The organism is Pseudomonas sp. Marseille-P9899, assembly GCF_903166565.1.
GTDB classification, from domain to species: domain Bacteria; phylum Pseudomonadota; class Gammaproteobacteria; order Pseudomonadales; family Pseudomonadaceae; genus Aquipseudomonas; species Aquipseudomonas huaxiensis.
The window spans coordinates 192,457-210,642 of sequence record NZ_CAESCG010000011.1; the positions used below are offsets into that span (position 1 = coordinate 192,457).

Sequence of the window (18,186 nt, forward strand, 5' to 3'; positions counted from 1 at the left end):
ATCTAGATTGGATGCCTCAACGAGGTGGGATAGTACGGTTCTGTCTCTTGATTGCCAACAGTCCTCGGCATTCCGGAAAGAAGCTCGTGCTTTCTGGCGTGTGCGAGCTGGCTATAGCCTTGGTCGGTAAGCCTGCGTTGCGAGTCTATCCAGCCGTACTGGCTCATGTTTCGGAGCAGTACCCTTAAGTCGTGCATTTTAAGGCCAGTCCGATATGCAAGGAGCCTGTCGTTCATTCTGAGAGGCTGCAAGAGCGCGCTTAACAGCAGGAATGTCTGTCCCGTTTGCTGGTCGGATTTCAACACTGCCTTTGATCTGGCGAGGCGCTTGTCGCCAAGGTTGTCTAGGCGGGCACTGATGCTTTCGGCGGTCAGATCGATTCCGAAGACGTCCTTGCTGATACCTGCAGATACCCTGGGAGGGAACAATGGTGTCCATGTGTTTTTCTTGTCCCGCGAGGCCTTGTGGAACATCAGGGGGACGTTGTTAGGGGCGCCGTGAGCGAAAACGAGCAGAGCGCCTCCATTGCCATATCCCAGGCTAGGGCCGCGCCACGCCCATGGGGAGTGCCCTGGCTCCCCAACAGTGGGGTCGTAAGCGGTGCAGAGCAGTTTCATCTGCTCGGCTTCCTTAGCGGAGAAACTCGTGTTGATGGTAGGACATGGCAGGACGATGCTTATCGTCGGCCTACAAGGGTGCCTTGCTACCCAGCGTTCACCAGGTACGGTCGAGGAATACGACATTACCGCGAACTTCATCAATTTGCCTGACCACCAGCTGCGGACGGATCGTAGACGCCAAGCGGCCTCTAGATAGTTCGATGCGCGATCGCCGCTACCGATCAGATCGGTAACTACCCAGAACGCCCGCGCGCGTTTGTTTCTGATCTGGTCTGGGCCGGGGTGATTGAGAAATTTCTGAGGATGCTCATGGCAGAGTTCAGAAATCATCTGCGCGACGATCCCTTCGCTGCCAACTGAAGGATCGTAAGCCTTGGTTGGCTTCACTGCGTCTGGCCCTTTCGCACCGATCGCCCGCTTAACAGATCGCCTAGATTCTTTGAAAAGGCGATGCGGCTTACCCCATCGATGTCTGAGTTCACGCTCTGCATACAACGCAATCGCACCTGGCACGGTTTGGCTTTCACGAAGGAGCATGGCACGCATTTGGTCTATGAAGTCATCTCGTGAGACGAAGGCAAACGCCTCCAATAGTTTCTGGGCGCGCGAGCGGTCACCAAGGTGGAATTGTTCCAGCCATGCCCGGGCTCTGGCATCGCCGGCTATCGCGGTTCGTTTCTCCATCGGTCTCAACCTTTCACCTAGCTGCGGCCCGGACTGACGTCAGTGTGTAGGGCCATGTTTCTTTGGCTTTCACTCCTGTTGGGTCGCTAGCGTCTCATTTTTGCTCACTATGCCGTCAAAGTCGTCTCCTGCTATCGTAGATTGTGGCTGACGTATTTCACTGGTTCCATGGTGATTCAGCTCGCCTCCCGGTGCGTACCCTGAAACATTTACGTGCAGGACATGGTGCGTGTGAAGCTTTATTTGGAAGTCGAGCTGTAACGTCCTATGCTAGTGTCATTTTGATGGCTCAAGCTTGCAGGGTTTTGACAGGGAGTCCAAATGAGTGTCGTCGTACGCGTGCTTCAAGCGAACCATGGGGACTGCATCCTCGTTACCCATGAGGGCCCCGTCGGCGTATTCAACGTGCTCATTGATGGAGGGCCATCGCAGACCTTCAGGTACGGGCCCAGAGGGCGGTATCCCGGAGCCCTCTGTGTCGTATTGGATGAACTGAAATCCAAAGGTCAGCAGATCGACCTGCTCGTCCTGACCCATATAGATGATGACCATATCAAGGGTTTGATCAAGGCGTTCGAAAGGCCGGATTACCTCAGGGTGATGGTTAAGAAAATCTGGTTCAACTCGTCACGATTGATTACGCGCTATTTTGATTCTCCGGAAATTTCGGAGAATAATATAATCCTGTCCAGCGAAAGCCCTGAAACCAGCGTGAAACAAGGGAAAGAGCTAGAAGCGTTGTTAGACGAAATTGGCTGTGATCGCGCTCCGCTTATCATGGCGGGACAGTGCTATGACATTGGGCCAATGAGATTTCGAATTTTATCTCCCGGGGTAGAGCAGTTAAATAAACTCTTGCATAAGTGGCCGCCTGAGGATGATTCGGGTGAGACGTCATCCCATAAAAATGATTATCATCTGTCTTTGGTCGATATTTGGAAAGACGATAAGTTTGAGAGCGATGGCTCGGACTACAATGGTAGTTCCATTGCATTTGTTTTGGAGTGCGATGGTAAGAGCATGATGTTTCTTGGGGATGCCCATGATGATGTTGTAATAAATAGCCTTCGGTCATGGGGATACACGGATACCAATAAGCTAAAATTGGAGCTCGTTAAGATCTCGCACCATGCGAGTCAATATAATACGAGTGATGATTTTATATCTCTTCTGGATTGCTCGCGTTATGTGGTTTCTACGAATGGTGTCAAGCATGGCCTTCCCAATAAAAGGGCTATTGCAAGGCTAATCAAATCTACAAGTGGGAAGGTTTTATTCAATTACCCGGGCGTTATTGCACCTTTGCTGCTACCTCATGAGGCTGAGGAATACTCCTCGCGCCTAGACGTTCTTGGCGGTGAACTCAGGTTTTAATATGACAGTTTCCGAAATCATCCACTCGTATTGTGTCATGGTTAATGGTGGGAGTGGCGTTTTGGTAAACGCCATGACGCAGGAGTACTCCTATGTGTTGACTGCTGCTCATGTAATCGATGAAGCGGTTGACGGTATCATCGTCACTGACTACCAAGGGCGCAACCTTGATGTTTTTGATGTGTTTCTCCCACCTAAAATCGATGATGCCAGAACTTACGATTGCGCCGTTCTAAAGGTCTCTCATCAGCCTCATGTTGCGCAGCAGTCCCTGCCTGTAGCGAATTTGCAACTTCAGGACAATATTACGTTTGTTGGATTTCCTGCAACAGAGAGAGGTTCATCAGATCCAATCAAGCACTGGGATGGCCACATGACCAGTGCGGTCGATGAGCTCATCCTTTTGACCGTAGCAGGTATCCCAGGTACAGAAACCATACGAGGAATGTCGGGGGGAGGAATTTACCACGTCGATGGTGGCTTCCCCTATCTCGTTGGCGTAGAGTTCAGGATGGATGGCACTGGCCAAGATCAGCAATTTGGTCGTGCTCGATGCCACAGTTTATTCAGGTTTGAAGAGCTAATAGTAGCTAATAACAGCGCTGCTATGGTGCCTGCATTTCTGGAGTGTTTTTCTAGGCTTAAGAATAAAATATTCGAATTCGACGTCATTACACCTGGAAATGTCGAGAGTCTGAAAACCGCGCTTGATGGCTTTACTGAACATCTTATAAGTAATGGCATGCCTCCGCCTTACGAGGTGATGACTCGATACGGTTTGAGTCTTCTTGTTGATGGCAAACGCCCAAACGAGCTTAAAACGCGTGAGCTATGGGTTGCATACTTGGAGTTTTTAGTGATTTGCGCCTTGCTAGATAACTCTGGGTCGGTAGACTCCGAATATCTAAAGGCAACTGAGCGCAAGCGGAGAATGCTGTATACCAGTGATGGTTCAAATTGGATTCGTCGTATTGAGGAGTTGCTCAAGGTAGCGCGTAAACTGCTCGATAAAGATGGTGTTGTGATTGTTGCATCTCCGCAAACGGCGGCAATATGCTTGCCTAAAGATTTTTCGGTCGACAACATAGTAAACAATATTGCTGTCGTACCAAATGAAGGCCCGTTTGCTGTGGATGCCGCTGAAGCCTCAATTTATAAGAGTTTCAAATTGACCCACTTGGAAGCACTTCGCTCCCGATGCGTCATCCTCGAAGAGCGGGATTACAAGTCGGTGCCTGATGGCGTGGCTCAATTGCGTTTGTTCAGGGATAAGATAGATGAAGCTATTAATAAAAGAATTTGATTTCGAGTTTATCAGCTCGCAGTTTGAGCACGTCGAATTTCGCATGTTTCGCTCAGATGACACTCTTTCCTTTATTTCGTGTATTGCGTGCATATTAGATACGCCCGCTGACGTAGTCGAGCATTGGAGCGCAATTCAGAGTGTGGTCTCTGTTTATCACCAGCCCTCGGGCGGTTTGGCTGCTTGGAATGTATACTTGGCTTTTGTTACTCGTGATCACGTTCCTCTCTGGGATAAGTATGAGATTGAAAATAACAAGTATACGGCCCGAAAAATTATCCTAGATGGATTGGCTGAGATACCGAATTCAGCTGAGTTGGCTGTGGAATTGGAGAAACAGTTATTAGGTTCAGATCTGGTACTTGATCCTCGTGTGACTGAACCCAGGGAAGCTTTGCTGTCGCTGGAAGATTATGTCCGTGGTGCGCCGTTGGATCAGAAGTTAGAGTCTAGAGAAAAACGGGCTGAAATGATCACCTCTATAATTGAGTTCCTGGACAAAAATGAAAATCAAAAAGGTTGAGATTGAAGCGTTTCGTGCGTACAAGCTGAAATCTGAAGGGACTTTTGATTTTACTCAAGCCAACGGCGATCCTTCTGATTTTGTGGCAATTTATGCGCCGAACGGTTTCGGCAAGAGCTCCTTTTATGATGCGGTCGAGTGGGCTGTCACTAACCACTTGGAACGTCTTGGCGGAGAATACAACAAGGTAAATTTTGAGGGTGCTGCAAAAATTACCAAGGATGAGAACGTCGGGCAGAAGATACTTCGTAATAAATATGTCAATGATAAAGTTCCTACTGAAGTTGTTGTTTCAACCACGCGTCCTGAGCCGTTTTCGCGGAGATTACCTAACATTCGAACGAACGGTCGTGATTTGAAGTTTGGAGATAACAAGAAGAAGGAAAATGAATTTTTTCGGCGAGTGATTTTGAGTCAGGATGAGATCGACAGATTTCTCCGAGAGGCGAAACCGCAAGACCGTTATGTCAAATTTATGGAGAGTTTCGGAGGTGATCTCGAAATCGCTCGCAAGGAATTGTCGGCACTGATTAGCGACAACAAGGCCGACCTCAGTGCGCTCGATAAACGGCGTGAAAGCATTATTGATAAACTCGACGAACCTGTGGATAGCTCTATATTCGACCATTTCAATGGCGTGGCATCAGAGCTGAATGCGGCAGGTGAAAATATAATCTTAGCCGATGAGAAATTTTCATCCCAGGCCGAGCATGCCCTTAGCTCAAGTCTGATATCAAGACAGCATGAGTTAGGTGTGGCATATGATGCCAACGCACGTACGATGGAGACACTCTCTGGTCGGCTAGCTAAACTTCCTGAAGTTGCACTGCACAGCAGTTTTTTGGTAGCGCAAAAGTCTAATTTTGCACGCTTGTCAAAAGGTGTTGCTGATGGCGAAAAATATCAGGGGCTTTTAGACTCTCATGCTAAATCTGGAACAGATTTACAGCAGGCGAGTGCGCGTCTTGAGGATGTAGGTAGGGTTGCAGAAAACACTGAGTATTATTTTGAAACTGTTGCGCGTCTTCAAGAACTGTCCGCGAGGCAGACGGCGGTAAAAGAAGCTTGCTCAGCTGCTTCAACTAAACTTGTTGGGGTCGAGAAAGAGTTTTCCGATGTCAAACAAGAACTCCAGTCGGCAGATGAGAGAGTTTTGCTTCTCAGGAATTCTATTGAAAACTCAGCGCCTGTCTACAGTGAGCTGTCGACGCGCCGCGCTCGGGCAGCAGTGATAGAAAAGCAAATTTCAGATAAAGAAATCTCTATTCGATTGGATGAGTCTAAGTTTTTAGCGCTAGGGCGTGAGTTTGAAACGGTTTCTGCTCAGAAAGTCTCTGCCGAATCCCTGTTGTCAGGAAGTGTGCGGCTCACACATCTAAATCAGGAAAGAGTTGATTTATTAACGAAGTGTTTTAATGAACTAGAGTTGATGGAGGGACATGACCTAACTATCCATGTAACCCAGAAAGCGTTGGCTGAGCAAATGGGACTGCATGAGAGAATTGTCGCCTCTGGCCTTGAGTACCTCAGCGCATGGCCTTCCAAGATTTGTCCACTGTGCAGCACGCCCCATGAGTCTGAGGCTTTACTAATCGATATAGTCAAAGGGCAAAGCCTACTGTCTCAGTTGAGCCATGACAATGCAGAAAAGCTTGCCATCTCTAGAGCGCGACAAAGCGAATTAAAGGACGAAATCCAGACCATTACTCGCGAGGCGCTAACAGCTCATGCCGAGCAGACTGCAATCCTGCGAGTCAAGGTAAAAGAGTCCGGCGAGAGGCTCACCAAGGCAAAGGCTGAGATGTCGGCGTTGGACTCAGAGCTTAAAGCGATAGTCATTAGGATCCATGAGCTTGAACAGTCGGTTTGGGGCTTGTCCAGTGATGATTTGCTGAACAGAGCCGGAGCAGAGCTCAGTCAGCTTACAGGTAAGCGATCGAGCCTGACGACTCGACAAGCGGAGCTTGGGGAAAAGATCGAAACGCTCAAAAAAGCCATTACGCAGAATGAGTCGGATTATCAGGATTTAGTGTCAGAGGCGACAAGCAAAACTGATGCGGACAGTTACGCATTGGTGCATAGATACATCTCTGTGAATGGTTTGATGCCTGTGGATCTTAAAGAGCATTGCGCACTCAGGAAGGCTGCACTTGAAGCTGAAGTGGCAGAACTTAAGCTAGCAGCTGAGGCTCTGGTAGCTAAGGCAAATGCGCTGCATCAGGAAATGCTAGCCGAAGGGAATTGGATCAGCCTTTCGCAACTTAAAGAGCAGAAAGAAAGCCTGGATCTGAGTCTTGCCCAGGCACAAGCATCGCAGACGGCTTTTTATGATAGTTTGTTTGATCTTATAGTAGCTACCCCGCAAGATGATTTGAAAACGGTGGAGGCTCTGATCGCTAAGAAAGTACAGCAGTGTAGGCAGCAAGCAGAGGAACTGGAAAAGAAGATAAGTAGCTTTAAGCTCTTGATGGAATTACTGGCCTCATTCAAGCCCTACATTGAGCGAATATCCTTAGAAGAAGAGTTGACGCGAGTTGAAAGGGATCTGGATCAGCGCAGTCGTGTTGATACCACGTTAGCTGAAGAAAGAAATGCCATTGTGGTTGAGCTCAAGACACTCATTGATGACTTTTTCTATGAGGGCCTTATTAACGCGATTTATAAGAAAATTGATCCACATCCATCCTTCAAGAAAGTCGAGTTTAAAGCTGATTTCGACGCTGATAAGCCAGGCCTAAATATCGTGGTAAGTGATGAGAGTGGCGCGTCTATCTCGCCAATTCTTTACTTTAGTGCTGCACAATCTAATATTCTTAGCTTGAGTGTTTTCCTGGCAAGCGCGCTCCACGCGAAAGATGATCACGGTGACCCAATTGATGTGGTCATGATTGATGATCCTATTCAGTCTATGGACTCTATAAATATACTCTCTACAATTGATCTCTTGCGCAGTATTTGCTTGCAGTTTAAGAAGCAAGTGATTATATCGACGCACGATGAGAACTTTTTTGGTCTCCTGCAGCGTAAAATTCCCGCAGAGATTATTGGTTCAAAATTCTTGCAGTTGGAGAAGTTTGGTGTGGCAGTACCAGTCGAACCATTTGTCAACTAGTCATCGCTAAAGGAAGGGATGATTCTGTCCCTTCTTGATATGATGATTTCCGGTGCAGACAATCTGCTGCGCCGTTCCTGAGCTGTTTGAACACTCGCAGAAGAGACGCGTGTATCTGGAGTTTGACGAGGTAAACAGAATGAAGTCTTCGCCGTACTACGACCGAGTAGTGGATGTGATGTAGGAGCTGGTGAGATTCACACTATTGGTTCGTGGCCGTGAAAACTTGGTTGATCGCTACTCGGAGCGAAAAGAAAATGCGGTAGTTTTATCGGCCAAGGTGAATTAGCGTTCCATCTAGACGGAGCTCAGATGGGACGTACACTAATGCGAGTTTCTTGATGACGGCGTGTAATGGCCGGATGCTTACAAATGATCGGGTGATCAAGCCGGTGGTGGCGAGCTTGCAAATTGAGTGACGTTGGCACCCGTTATGCGGAGTCTTGGAGTACAGGAGGGGACTATTCCTGAAAACAGAGGGCCATAGCGCATCGGCCATGATTGCGGTGCTTCAATCGAGGCCGGGAGCCCCTTTGCAGCTAAGGTATCGCCCACAAATCAGCAAAAGGGCACACAGGCGAGTTGCATGTCTCAGCCCCTGTGGCCCACCTTGCCGTGAGCAAATCTGTCAGCTACTCCGATTGAAGGGAACCACCACACCACTATTGGCAGGCTTAGCGGACGGATCGCCACTGACCATGGATTTCAGCTTCGCTAGATGGAAAACGGAAGCTTTGCCCGACAGATACCGCTCCGGTAGACCCGCCAGCTTTTCCACATCGTTTGCAGCCAAACCGATGTAGCTCGATACCGATTCAATCGGCATGACACCAGAAGACGACAACAACTCGATGGTGCGTTTCAGGAGCCGGGGTTGTTCAGGGGCGCGCGCGTCATCGCCTGGCTCAGATTTAGCCCCCCACCGGGCTGACCTACGTTTGAACAGAACCAACTTCTCATCAGCATCGATAATCTTGAGTGCTTCAAGACGCATGATCATGGCTGCAACAGAGACGCCCCAGCGCTGCTTGAGCAATAGAAGGCTGTCCAGCGTTACTGGGGTTCGCACATCGGCTGCAAACGTTTCTGCCGGCAGCAAGAAAGCTCCAGCAAAACGATGAGCTTGCGACTCCATTAATTTGTAGCGCTCAGGGTCGGTTGAGCGGTCAATGCCTTTGTGCAGAATAAGGTGACCAAGTTCATGAGCAAGGTCGAATCGACTGCGAAAGCCATTCCCTTTGTCTGCAGACAGCAGAATCAATGGCCGCTGAAGTTCGTGACTCCAAGCGGAGAGCCCTTCGATCGGGGCGATACCCGTTTCCTCTCGAACCACGATAACGCCTGCACCCTCTACAGCCATTGCCAAATCGGGGATTGCCCGACGGCCAAGACTCCAGAGGTCTCTGCACTCGCTGGCAGCTTCCTCGATATCGGAATTGGCAATTTGCTGAGGATCTGTGAACGATCTCACAGGCAGGTTTACGTCCGGAAAGTCGACGAACTCGCTCATCGCCAAGACGATGTCCTGCGTCCATTCCAGTCGGGCTTCTAACATGGCCCTTGCAGAGACATGCGCAGACGCATTGCTTCGGAAAAGAGGCAGCGATCCCTTCTTGGGAAGAGGGCGGGTGAACCATTCAGGACTGACATTGATGACCTTGGAGAGGCTATCCAGCGCCTCTGCTTCGGGAGCCTGTTGCCCCGATTTCCACTTGCTAATCGTAGCCGGCGATACGCCGACCATGGCAGCGAGTTGTACCTGGGAAAGGGCTCGGGCAGCCAGTGCCTGAATCAATCTTCCTGGTTGGAAATCTGTGATGCCCCGGCTCATGTTTCTTTCTGTCCTCCGAGCTCGATGAAGCCCGCTTTGAGTTTTACTTTTGCATTGTCGGCCTGTTTCGGGGCCGCCTCATAGCGATCCAAGAACTGGCTCAAAGGTTCCCGAAACAACCACCCATCCATTTTTGGATTGGGCACCGCGATATAGACCTGCAACGGCTTCTCAGGATGGTGATGCAGTGAACCGCTGAAACGTGCGACGAAGAAGAATGTCCCAGAGGTCACATCTTGAGGCCCGAAAAGTGATGGCTGCACCAGTTGGCTCATGGCCTCATTAGCTTCGGCCAGCTCGCGTCGGGTGATGCTACGGTTAGGGCGATTCCAATTCGTGGTGTTCATGTTCAAGCGCGCAAATTTGAACATCCCTGCCACGCCCACGATTACGCCGTTGCCCTGGGAGGACATAAGCTCGGCGCTTGACGCTTCCAGCAGGTCGCTGAAGCGCTCGTTCATCTGAATGTGCCGCATGTACCCCAGTGCAGTTTTTCGCTGCTTTCTGACATCCTTCGTCAACCCAAAGGCCTGGAGCGCACCAGCGGTGAAGGCATCTTCGACACCCATCACAAGGTCGCGCGGAACGTTGGTGATCAGCATAGCGGCAATTGCTTGTGGGTTTGGGGTCATGTAGTCGATCTCGGGTTTCGGATATCGAGATTATATGCCTGAAAAATTTCGTGTAAAGGGGTTTTCTGGCGTAAGAAGATGGTTTGAGGGGGCGTGAAGGCGTTAGGATCGGCGACTAAGTAGAGCTGCAACAGCCTGTTGGGCCGTCGCACCGTCTGCAAAGGGTGTTTGATCTACATGTGGCTGCAGCAGGTAGGCCTCTAGCGCCTGCGCTTTTGTGGATTCCTCAGAGTACCTTGATTCGAGTTCCCTGGCATTTTTCAACAGCGACTGGTATAGGCGACTTCGTTTCATTGGCGGCAGTGCCTCGATAGACCCCATGCTAAGGGGAGCCATCAGGGTGACACACCTTGCGTAGTCAGCTCCCAGGTTGACCTTGCTCCATTTCTCTAATCCAGCTGTACGTACCGTTTAGCCAAACGAACACGCTGTTGAGTACTTCACGCAAGTGCCGGATGTTGATGTGCGGAACGTCTGGCAGGTGGTCTTTACCACTGTTGGTCGTGGCGTAGCGAAATGCCATCGAGTCTGGATCAGCGTCGTCCAACTGGCGAATAAACTGGTGGGCAGCATTAGCGTTGGCGTCTGAGCGCTCTAGACCAAGCTCATTGAGCAGATGGCGCAATTCTGACCACAGGGGCATCAACCGATGCTTGTCATACACCTTGGGCTCTTTGCCTGTGAGCGCGCGAGCACTGTTTAGCATCAGCTTGAACTGCAGCTCCAAGGAGTGGCGGTACAGAAAAAGCAAAGGGTAAATGCCGCTATCCAGTGGAACCTGACGATTAGCCATAGCTTCCACAAGGCCGTCAGCTGCATCTTTGTATGCAAAAGCATAGAGATCGGCACGAAAGTGAGACCAGTTCAGCATCGCGTTATGTTGCCAATCCGCACCCTGGATGAAGAGCTGCTGGCCGGAGAAGTCTGCCGGCCATTGGATGTCCTCTAACTGCGGGTCAAGCATCGGAAGCGAATCGTCATCCATATCATTACCTCACGTTAGTCAGTCCAAAATTTAGGAGCTTACGAATCCATGTTTGCTGCCGGCAACCAGTCAGTGGTCTTTGGGTGCACCTACTGAAATGAGTCATTTCACGCTGAGGCGGAGGTGGCGGCTGCTGCCGTTCATGGCTCGACGTCGAAGGCCAGGATCCGCCTCCTGTTATGTCGGTTGCACGAGCAGTGAGTTGTCGAAAAGTATCACTACCTTACAAACGTGAGGCTCCAGCGCCCAAGTTACTCCGGCTATATCAATGGAAGGCGGGGAGCTAAAAAATCGTGCCTTTGAGAGACGGTGCTCCCCGATCAATCTGCATCTGGCACCGACCGCTCCCACAAAAAACCAATAGTTGATCGACTCAAGCCAAGTCGCCGCGCGCTCTCTGACTTGCTCAGTCCATCGGCTTTGCACTGGAGCACCTTTTTAAGCTTGTCGAGGTCGGCTGGCCGCGCGGCTGGCCGCTTCAGAACCTCCTTCCCCGCTAGGTGTGCCGCGATGTCAGCGGCGCTCACCTTCGCTTCGATTGCTTCCAATTCCCTGGCGGCGTTAGCGAGCACGATCGAGGTAGGGGTGTTGTCATTGGTCGAGAGAATGAGCGCCAGGAGAGTTACCGGGCTCAGTTCGAGCGCATGTGCAAGCTCCGCGAACTTATCCAGCGTGGGGCTGCTTTGGCCGTTTTCGATCCGGCTCAAGAAGGTCTGAGACACGGCGCTTGCCAGTTCCTCCTGAGACAGATCCAGGCTGTCTCTCAAAGTTCTAACGACTGCTGCCAAGGCCGGCTTCAACACGACGGATCCCTCGAAAATCGAGGATATAGCCATGTTGCCGTGTACAGTTACATGATGTATGAGATATAAATGTGTCGGTCTCCTGCGCCTAGATGCGCCTGAGGCGAGTACTGGTGATGGGCTGCGGCGTGATGGCTCCTGCCATTTCGTGTCGGAGCCACAGGGCGTTCGAAGGTCGTGATGATCGTCGGCTTGCAATAAATCGCTAAATCGTGCCGGCCTACCGCCGTCAGGTGCCGCTGTCCCAGAAGGGCTGATGGCGTCCCTGACCAACACAGCGCAACGGCTTTTACCCTATTTGAGATCGACGAGATGGCTAATTCTGCGCGGCAGCGCGAACTCCAAAGCCCCGAAGAGCCGTCCGGCCTTGAGCAAGGCATTCCTCAAGAAGTCGGCAGGGCCCAGGACGTTGAGTGGGGTGTATGCATCGACGCGTACCTTCGCAATGCTGCGAGGGTAGGGCAGCGATACGCCGCTGAAGTGTACTTCGATCAATCCGGCGCCTCCGAAAACGGGATGACAGTTGCGACACCCCCTCTCCGATGCGTGGAGGTCAGGCAGGGCTTCAAGCTTATGAGAAGCATGGCCGGGGGGCACTATGTGATCGCAAGCGAACAGAACGCGTGATCGAGTTCGCGTTGAGGCTTCGCCAACACTTTCCTAGTCCGCCAGAGCTAGCCGTGGAGCACCTCGTACTGTCGAGATTTGAATGGGAAGGGAGAGGGGGTCTCACCACACGGCGGACATGGGGCGCACTTGAACCCTCGCAATGGTGTGAGTAGTTGTTGTCGCTACTTTAATTTTTCAAAATCCGCTTAAGGATCAAGCATGTCCGATCTGATCAAAATGCAAGTGATCGTCAAGAATTATAACCTGCAGGCCAGTGGTGATCTTGATAGTCTCTACAGTCAAGTTAGGCTAGAAGATGCAGAAGGGAATACGTTTTATTTTAAACAAGTTGTGATTCCAAACTATTTAAAAGGACACGGAGCCTTTGTTACTGACGTTCCACGAGTTTGGTACTTCAAGAAGCTTTCGAAGAAAGCTATCGTGATTTTGGCCTTCGAAACAAATAGTGGGAAAGTTGAGTATGACCTGGATGTGGTCAAATTCATTGCTAGGTCAACGGTTATAAAAGGTATTGTCATGTCGATCGCGACGGTGCCAATGGCAGTGATTGTTGCGACAGCTACATTTGGACTTGGTTTGGCACTAATTCCGGTTGGAATGTGGTACGGCTACCGAAACATTTTTAAGGTGCCTTCTATGATCAGTAGAAAGAGGCTGTTGAGTGACTTTGCGGCGCACGGGATCGTTGTACGCTGATAAATACTAATCAAGCTGAGTGCCTGGCAGTTTTGCTGGAAACTGAAAGCCCATGGCTCCATCGCCGAGGTGGATCAGGAATAGGGCGCCCTTAACCTGCCCAGCTAGATGAGCAAAGTACCTAGTGTGGCAGTAAGTACTGATCGTCAGTGACGGTTGGGGCAGGTGCGCGCTTGGGCACCTGCTGGCTATGTCATGTTAGGCAGGCCCTTTCAACGGCCTCCCGCCAGTGCCTCCAAACTGAACGACCAAGACTCCCCTCAGTCATCATCGAGTTCACGGCGGTGCTGCTCTACATGCTCCAAGTCACTTTCCCAAGCCTGTAAAAAGTCCATCCAGTCATGGAAGTAGAAGCCTTCACTTACTCGCGCAGAGGGGCCTAAGGCAACCGCAAAGCGCGTTCGCCATGGTTCTGGAATATCGGAGTCGCGAATGACCCAACAGCCAATTTTATGAGGCTCCTTGGGAAGCTCAGAAAGCTGTTCTAGGGTTAGCAGGCAGACGCTGATGGGGTGCTCGTGATCGAGTCGCTCGACGTCATCCAGGCGCTCCAAGACTGCCTTGGCGCCTCGGTCGCCTGGAAGAAGGTCAGCAAGCTCCCAGATTGCTTGCCGTCGATCGCGCTCTCGCTGCCAGTTGTTGTTCATGATTGATCCATAAGGAGTACAAATGTGCTCCACCTAAAGTGACCTTATCCAAGCTCTACTCATCCTTGAAGCTGTGGATCCAAGCCGCGTAATCCAAGCGCAATTTAGTCGGGAGCTGGGGCAGGTCACGTATCACCTTGGCAAGCTGGTCTGGGGTGCGAAAGCGGCTTACAACCCAGTTGATCAAAACAGCTCTGTCGCGCCTGCAGCGTCCCATCTGGCCTTCTAGAAGATCGGCGACTTTGGAAAATGTATCCATGTCTTCATTTGGCTCCCCGGTCAGGCTCATGCTGCTCCCTTTAGTTTGAAAATCTGAGCCGGATCACCACCGCTGGTATGGCCCTTGTAGGCTCGGACGAATCACGGGCCGATTGGGGAAAGCGTACCACCCCCTCTGGCAGAGAGCACCTCCCCATCGCGTACGGGTTGTGCATGACTACCTAATAAAAATGCTCAGTGACCCGCAGGTGCTCCCAGACAGCGCTACTTCAGACACCTCGTATCTCTCAGGCTTGGACGGGCCTCTTGGGAGCAGATGAGCCAGGAGATCAAAGTGATTACAGCGTTCCTTCACCAAGACAGAGTTGTCGAGCAGCCCTAGAATTGCCACCACACGATGACGCTCACAACGCGAAATCCACGATTGCTATCGGAAGAAGAGTTCGCACGAATGATGTGCGATTTCGATCAAGCGGACGATTGGATGAGGACGCAATTACCCACGCAGGAGCCAGCATGCATGGAAAGGCACGTACCAGTCTTGAGCGCCATAACTTACCCGCGCTTGAAGTCGTTGAACGGCACGTCGTGACCCTTGGCGCTGAAGCGTTTGAGATCGAGGTGCAGCGATTGGCCATGCTGCACACGATTGATCCTTGTGCGCCGATACGGTCGATCACACGCTTCACTCATCCCACGTTGATTGGGATGAGCGACGCCCCCCTTCGATATCCTAAGCCGGGTGTGCGACCAACTGGTAATCCGCGAGCCTGGGCTGCTAGAGCGTCCGAGTTATCGGTGCCGGCACAGCCACGGAACAGCACTGCCATTGCCCCCTGTGGCTTGACCTTGTCAGATATGCCAGAGAAGAATTCGATCCGGCTAAGTGGGATGCAGAATTTTTGGTAGATAAGCAGAGGGAGGGGCTATCAAGCAAGCAAGCCTTTGATGCACTTATTGCCTTCAAGCGAGCCATGAAACGGCGTACCTGAAGCCATCCCAGGCTGATCTGGAAGGCCACTGGGGCTGAACCGCTGAGGTTGACTCACCTGAGCGGCACGGAACGGCTTATCAGGTGTTAAAGCCGTGCTCAAGACGTGCAATCAATGTCAGGGCTTCAGCCATAGGTACATCCTTCGGGCTTTTCTGGCCCAGCGCTCGTAGGGGGGTGCACAACCAGCTCATGGCTTTCGCTTTGTCGCCAAACAACCTTAAGGCTGCATCCAGTAGCTGCGGATCAATCGTTTCGGGCGATTCGATGCGTCCATGGTTTGGGCCCATCACGTTTTCGAGAGCTGCTGCGAGAGTTTCTAGTGCTTCCCGAACCCGAGCATTTTCTCGAAAATCCCCTGTGTCTGGCTCGTGGCCAGCGCAATGGCGTAAAAGCGCCTCGGCGTCATTCACATTCAGATCGAGCTGGATCAGCATGTCGATTCCTAAAAAAGGGAGCGCCAGGAATGGGTACCAGCACTAGCGGCCCAGATTGGTGAGTACCACGTTTCATGAGCGGTGTTCTGAAGAACGAAATTATAGCGCGGGCCGCTTCGGTGTTCGGGCCTGGCTTCGTAGAGATGATCCATTCAGTGCTTCTGACCTACAAGCGTAGGCCAGGCCGGGGTGACCTCGTTCGTATCTATGAAGGTGCCGTGAGTCGATAAGCGTACCTTGTGATGACCCAGGCGCTGGATGCCAGCTCAGTTGAAAAATTCTACCCCTCTCCGGGGTGTATCGAAATTCGAGAGCAGTTGCTTTGGCACATTTTGCGGCATCTGCAGCTGGCATTGATCCGGGATGGGCAGGCCTCAGGTGCGATGCGCGATTCAAGCTCTGGAGGGGATCTAGGGCTTTAGGGGCATGGAGTTCCGCTGAGCAAATTTCTCTGATTTGCAAAATTGCACCTGACTTGACCAAGCGTTTGTATCCCACTTGACCACCTGTTTTCATTCGACTTGACCAGCCATTTGCATTGGATGTGACCAGAGCACCGGTACGCCTCAACCGGCAGGAGTCGACCCATTGCTGCCCTTAGCGGAAGGAGATTACCGGCCAAAAGCGTACTTTCGATCCTTGTGCTTAGCAATCGAAGCAGTCAATGGTGAAAGGGAAGCAGTCAATCTGCGGCCAAAGGCTCAAGGAACACCGAAGTGAGGGCCGGCGGAGAAAACGTCTCATTCCTTCGGGAGCTGGATTTCAACATCGGTCGAACTCGCCTCAAGGCCTTGAGCAGGGTAGTGCAGGCCTTGAGGAACTGATCACCGACCACGTTTGCGCCGGGAGGGGGCGCTGTGAGTTGAAGCGGCGAAGGTTGGCCACGAAGCAGCGCGATTAGGCGAAAAATTGGCTTCTCGATCAAGTAATTATGCAGCATCGAGGAGTCGAGCAAAATCGGGTGGCTAAAGAATTGTAACCAGGCAGTAGGCAGTGATAGATTTCACGGTAAGTCACTATGCCACTACGAGCGAGAATAAATGGACTTTAAGTCTTTGGAAAGGATAGGTGTATATGCACTTGGGCTGGTCATATCTCGCGAATTCGAATGGATTTTTAGAGAGCAGCCTATTGCGGATGTAGGAATTGATGGTCAGATTGAGCTTGTTGTTGACAACAAAGTGCAGGGCAAGCTAGTAGCGGTTCAAGTAAAATCAGGTGACAGCTATCTCAGTAACACAAAGGAAGGGCTAGTTTTTTATGGGGAAAACAAGCACTTAGATTACTGGCTGGCTCACTCGTTACCTGTACTGTTAGTTATTTATACGCCAAGTGACGAAAAGCTCAGGTGGATAGATATTCGCCCAGATAATGTCGAGCGAACAAAGAAGCATTGGAAAGTAATTGTTCCTGAAGCGAATATTTTTGATAAAGCATCACTGAATGCCCTGCTCGCTGTTTTCGATCGTGCCGCTAAATCCGGGGAGTATGAGGCGGCAACTTCGATTGCTCGAAAAGTTCAGCCTAATGCAGCAGGGCATGTAAGCACGATCGTAAATGATATAGCGGCAGATCTCCAGATATATAAATGGTATAGTTGGATTGAAGAAGCTTGCGGGGAACATATTCCCGTTCTTCATGAAGGATTTGTTGACGGCGCCAGATTCGCCAGAGCCAAGCTGCCAAGTTGGATTTTTCCGAAAGGTGATTTTCTAGATGTAGAGATTTCGGCATCAAATATGATTGACAAGGCGAACTATGCCGTTGATCTTATGATGGAGAGAGCAGAGTACGAGCCAAATAGGAAAACTTATAGTGGCTTCCATGCCTACAAGCGACAGTATCCTAACCCTAATTATGCTCAAGACAATCGCGAACATGTTGAGTGGGCTAAAAAATTTGTTTCGAGTATAAAGGAGTTTGTTAAATCAGCAAATTTGTTTTGCGATATTGTACGTGAGCAGCTTGATCCTTCTTTTCTGCTAAAAATGGGAAGGTTGATGTTCTCAGATGATATGATATCTTGGTCAGAGGTTCCGCAGTACACCTCTTATGAGCGCCAGTCGATTTTGAAGTCCAAGCCTGGCCGAAGCTCGGATCAAAAACTATTAGATCATAAAAATAAAGTCGGAAATAGGCTGGATGTAAATTCTCGCCTGTCACTGAAGTCTATAATGTTATTTAATGATCTTATTGATAGAGCGTTCGGCGATGGGCCGTGTACTTGCAATCGCTGCAAGGAAAATAATTGGAGTGAATGCGGTTACCGTTACCAGCATACATTTATTTTTGAAGCTGGGGTGGTCAATCGTCGTTTCGCTATTACTTCCGCGAGTGACGTCTTGCAAGCGTTGAGTAGTGCTTGGTTGTCCTACACTAAAAGCGAGCTCAACACTGTAGGAGTTGTTCCAATAGAAATTATAATGGAGTTCGTAAAGCCTGAACTGCAGGAGCGGCTAGTGCCATTATTGATTGCCTGTGGCGCGGTGAGGGATATCGACGGAGTCTTAATGCTTGGAGAGCCAAGCTAAGATTGAATGACATGATCCATGTAGACGCCGCGACCGTGAATTTTTGCCAAAGCTCTTACAGTCGCTGGTTTAAGAGACTCATGTAGTGGCCAACTAATCCCGGACTGTGCATTAAGTTTTTCCTCCGCAAAAAATCGCGCCTCATAGACGATTACCGTTACCTCCGGC

15 protein-coding genes and 1 pseudogene are annotated in these 18,186 nt (G+C 50.6%); 8 read left to right on the top strand and 8 right to left on the bottom strand.

The window, feature by feature from the left end; translation table 11 throughout:
- Window positions 1-2 precede the first annotated feature (2 nt).
- On the bottom strand, window positions 3-1,304 hold the full coding sequence (locus HWV67_RS30905) for a phosphoribosyltransferase-like protein (protein ID WP_175653965.1): 1,302 nt from the start codon (window positions 1,302-1,304) through the stop codon (window positions 3-5).
- Between the two features lie 321 nt (window positions 1,305-1,625).
- Between HWV67_RS30905 and HWV67_RS30910 the strand changes: the two genes are divergently transcribed.
- The 5 genes and pseudogenes from HWV67_RS30910 to HWV67_RS31865 form a co-directional block, all read left to right on the top strand.
- On the top strand, window positions 1,626-2,678 hold the full coding sequence (locus HWV67_RS30910; RefSeq protein ID WP_175653966.1) for a ComEC/Rec2 family competence protein: 1,053 nt from the start codon (window positions 1,626-1,628) through the stop codon (window positions 2,676-2,678).
- A 1-nt stretch (window position 2,679) separates the two neighbouring features.
- Complete coding sequence (locus HWV67_RS30915) at window positions 2,680-3,981, top strand: ABC-three component system protein (protein WP_175653967.1); 1,302 nt, start codon at window positions 2,680-2,682, stop codon at window positions 3,979-3,981.
- A complete protein-coding gene (locus HWV67_RS30920; protein ID WP_175653968.1) occupies window positions 3,956-4,504 on the top strand; it encodes an ABC-three component system middle component 1 in 549 nt (182 codons plus the stop codon). The genes HWV67_RS30915 and HWV67_RS30920 overlap by 26 nt, the downstream gene beginning before the upstream one ends.
- Window positions 4,485-7,616 (top strand): AAA family ATPase, encoded by a 3,132-nt coding sequence (locus HWV67_RS30925; RefSeq protein ID WP_175653969.1) that lies wholly within the window; start codon window positions 4,485-4,487, stop codon window positions 7,614-7,616. The genes HWV67_RS30920 and HWV67_RS30925 overlap by 20 nt, the downstream gene beginning before the upstream one ends.
- Window positions 7,617-7,722: 106 nt before the next feature.
- Window positions 7,723-7,905, top strand: a pseudogene (locus HWV67_RS31865) (arsenical resistance protein ArsH); the annotation flags it as partial.
- 339 nt (window positions 7,906-8,244) lie between these two features.
- Here the strand turns inward: HWV67_RS31865 and HWV67_RS30930 are convergent.
- The 4 genes from HWV67_RS30930 to HWV67_RS30945 all read right to left on the bottom strand — a co-directional run bounded on the left by HWV67_RS30930 (window position 8,245) and on the right by HWV67_RS30945 (window position 11,867).
- Entirely contained in the window at window positions 8,245-9,447 is a 1,203-nt protein-coding gene (locus HWV67_RS30930) for an XRE family transcriptional regulator (protein ID WP_175653970.1), read from the bottom strand.
- On the bottom strand, window positions 9,444-10,049 hold the full coding sequence (locus tag HWV67_RS30935) for a hypothetical protein (protein ID WP_256680247.1): 606 nt from the start codon (window positions 10,047-10,049) through the stop codon (window positions 9,444-9,446). Before HWV67_RS30935 ends, HWV67_RS30930 begins: the two co-directional genes overlap by 4 nt.
- Before the next feature lie 388 nt (window positions 10,050-10,437).
- Complete coding sequence (locus HWV67_RS30940; RefSeq protein ID WP_256680248.1) at window positions 10,438-11,064, bottom strand: hypothetical protein; 627 nt, start codon at window positions 11,062-11,064, stop codon at window positions 10,438-10,440.
- 320 nt (window positions 11,065-11,384) lie between these two features.
- Window positions 11,385-11,867, bottom strand: coding sequence for a helix-turn-helix domain-containing protein (locus tag HWV67_RS30945; protein WP_256680249.1), 483 nt, complete (start codon window positions 11,865-11,867; stop codon window positions 11,385-11,387).
- Between the two features lie 312 nt (window positions 11,868-12,179).
- On the opposite strand from HWV67_RS30945, the gene HWV67_RS32340 reads away from it, so the two are divergent.
- Both HWV67_RS32340 and HWV67_RS30955 read left to right on the top strand, forming a co-directional pair.
- Window positions 12,180-12,494 (top strand): hypothetical protein, encoded by a 315-nt coding sequence (locus HWV67_RS32340; RefSeq protein WP_256680250.1) that lies wholly within the window; start codon window positions 12,180-12,182, stop codon window positions 12,492-12,494.
- A gap of 201 nt (window positions 12,495-12,695) precedes the next feature.
- On the top strand, window positions 12,696-13,193 hold the full coding sequence (locus HWV67_RS30955; protein WP_175653974.1) for a hypothetical protein: 498 nt from the start codon (window positions 12,696-12,698) through the stop codon (window positions 13,191-13,193).
- Window positions 13,194-13,453: 260 nt separating this feature from the next.
- Here HWV67_RS30955 and HWV67_RS30960 read toward each other — a convergent pair whose 3' ends face one another.
- The 3 genes from HWV67_RS30960 to HWV67_RS30970 form a co-directional block, all read right to left on the bottom strand.
- Window positions 13,454-13,840 carry a hypothetical protein gene (locus HWV67_RS30960; RefSeq protein WP_175653975.1) on the bottom strand — a complete coding sequence of 129 codons (387 nt, stop codon included), beginning with the start codon at window positions 13,838-13,840 and terminating at the stop codon, window positions 13,454-13,456.
- A gap of 55 nt (window positions 13,841-13,895) precedes the next feature.
- On the bottom strand, window positions 13,896-14,129 hold the full coding sequence (locus HWV67_RS30965) for a hypothetical protein (RefSeq protein WP_175653976.1): 234 nt from the start codon (window positions 14,127-14,129) through the stop codon (window positions 13,896-13,898).
- Between the two features lie 1,001 nt (window positions 14,130-15,130).
- Complete coding sequence (locus HWV67_RS30970; RefSeq protein ID WP_175653977.1) at window positions 15,131-15,487, bottom strand: antitoxin Xre/MbcA/ParS toxin-binding domain-containing protein; 357 nt, start codon at window positions 15,485-15,487, stop codon at window positions 15,131-15,133.
- A 1,040-nt stretch (window positions 15,488-16,527) separates the two neighbouring features.
- Between HWV67_RS30970 and HWV67_RS31945 the strand changes: the two genes are divergently transcribed.
- The gene (locus HWV67_RS31945; protein WP_175653978.1) at window positions 16,528-18,018 is read left to right on the top strand and encodes a DUF4365 domain-containing protein; all 1,491 of its coding nucleotides are present in this window, start codon (window positions 16,528-16,530) and stop codon (window positions 18,016-18,018) included.
- The last annotated feature ends 168 nt before the right edge of the window (window positions 18,019-18,186 follow it).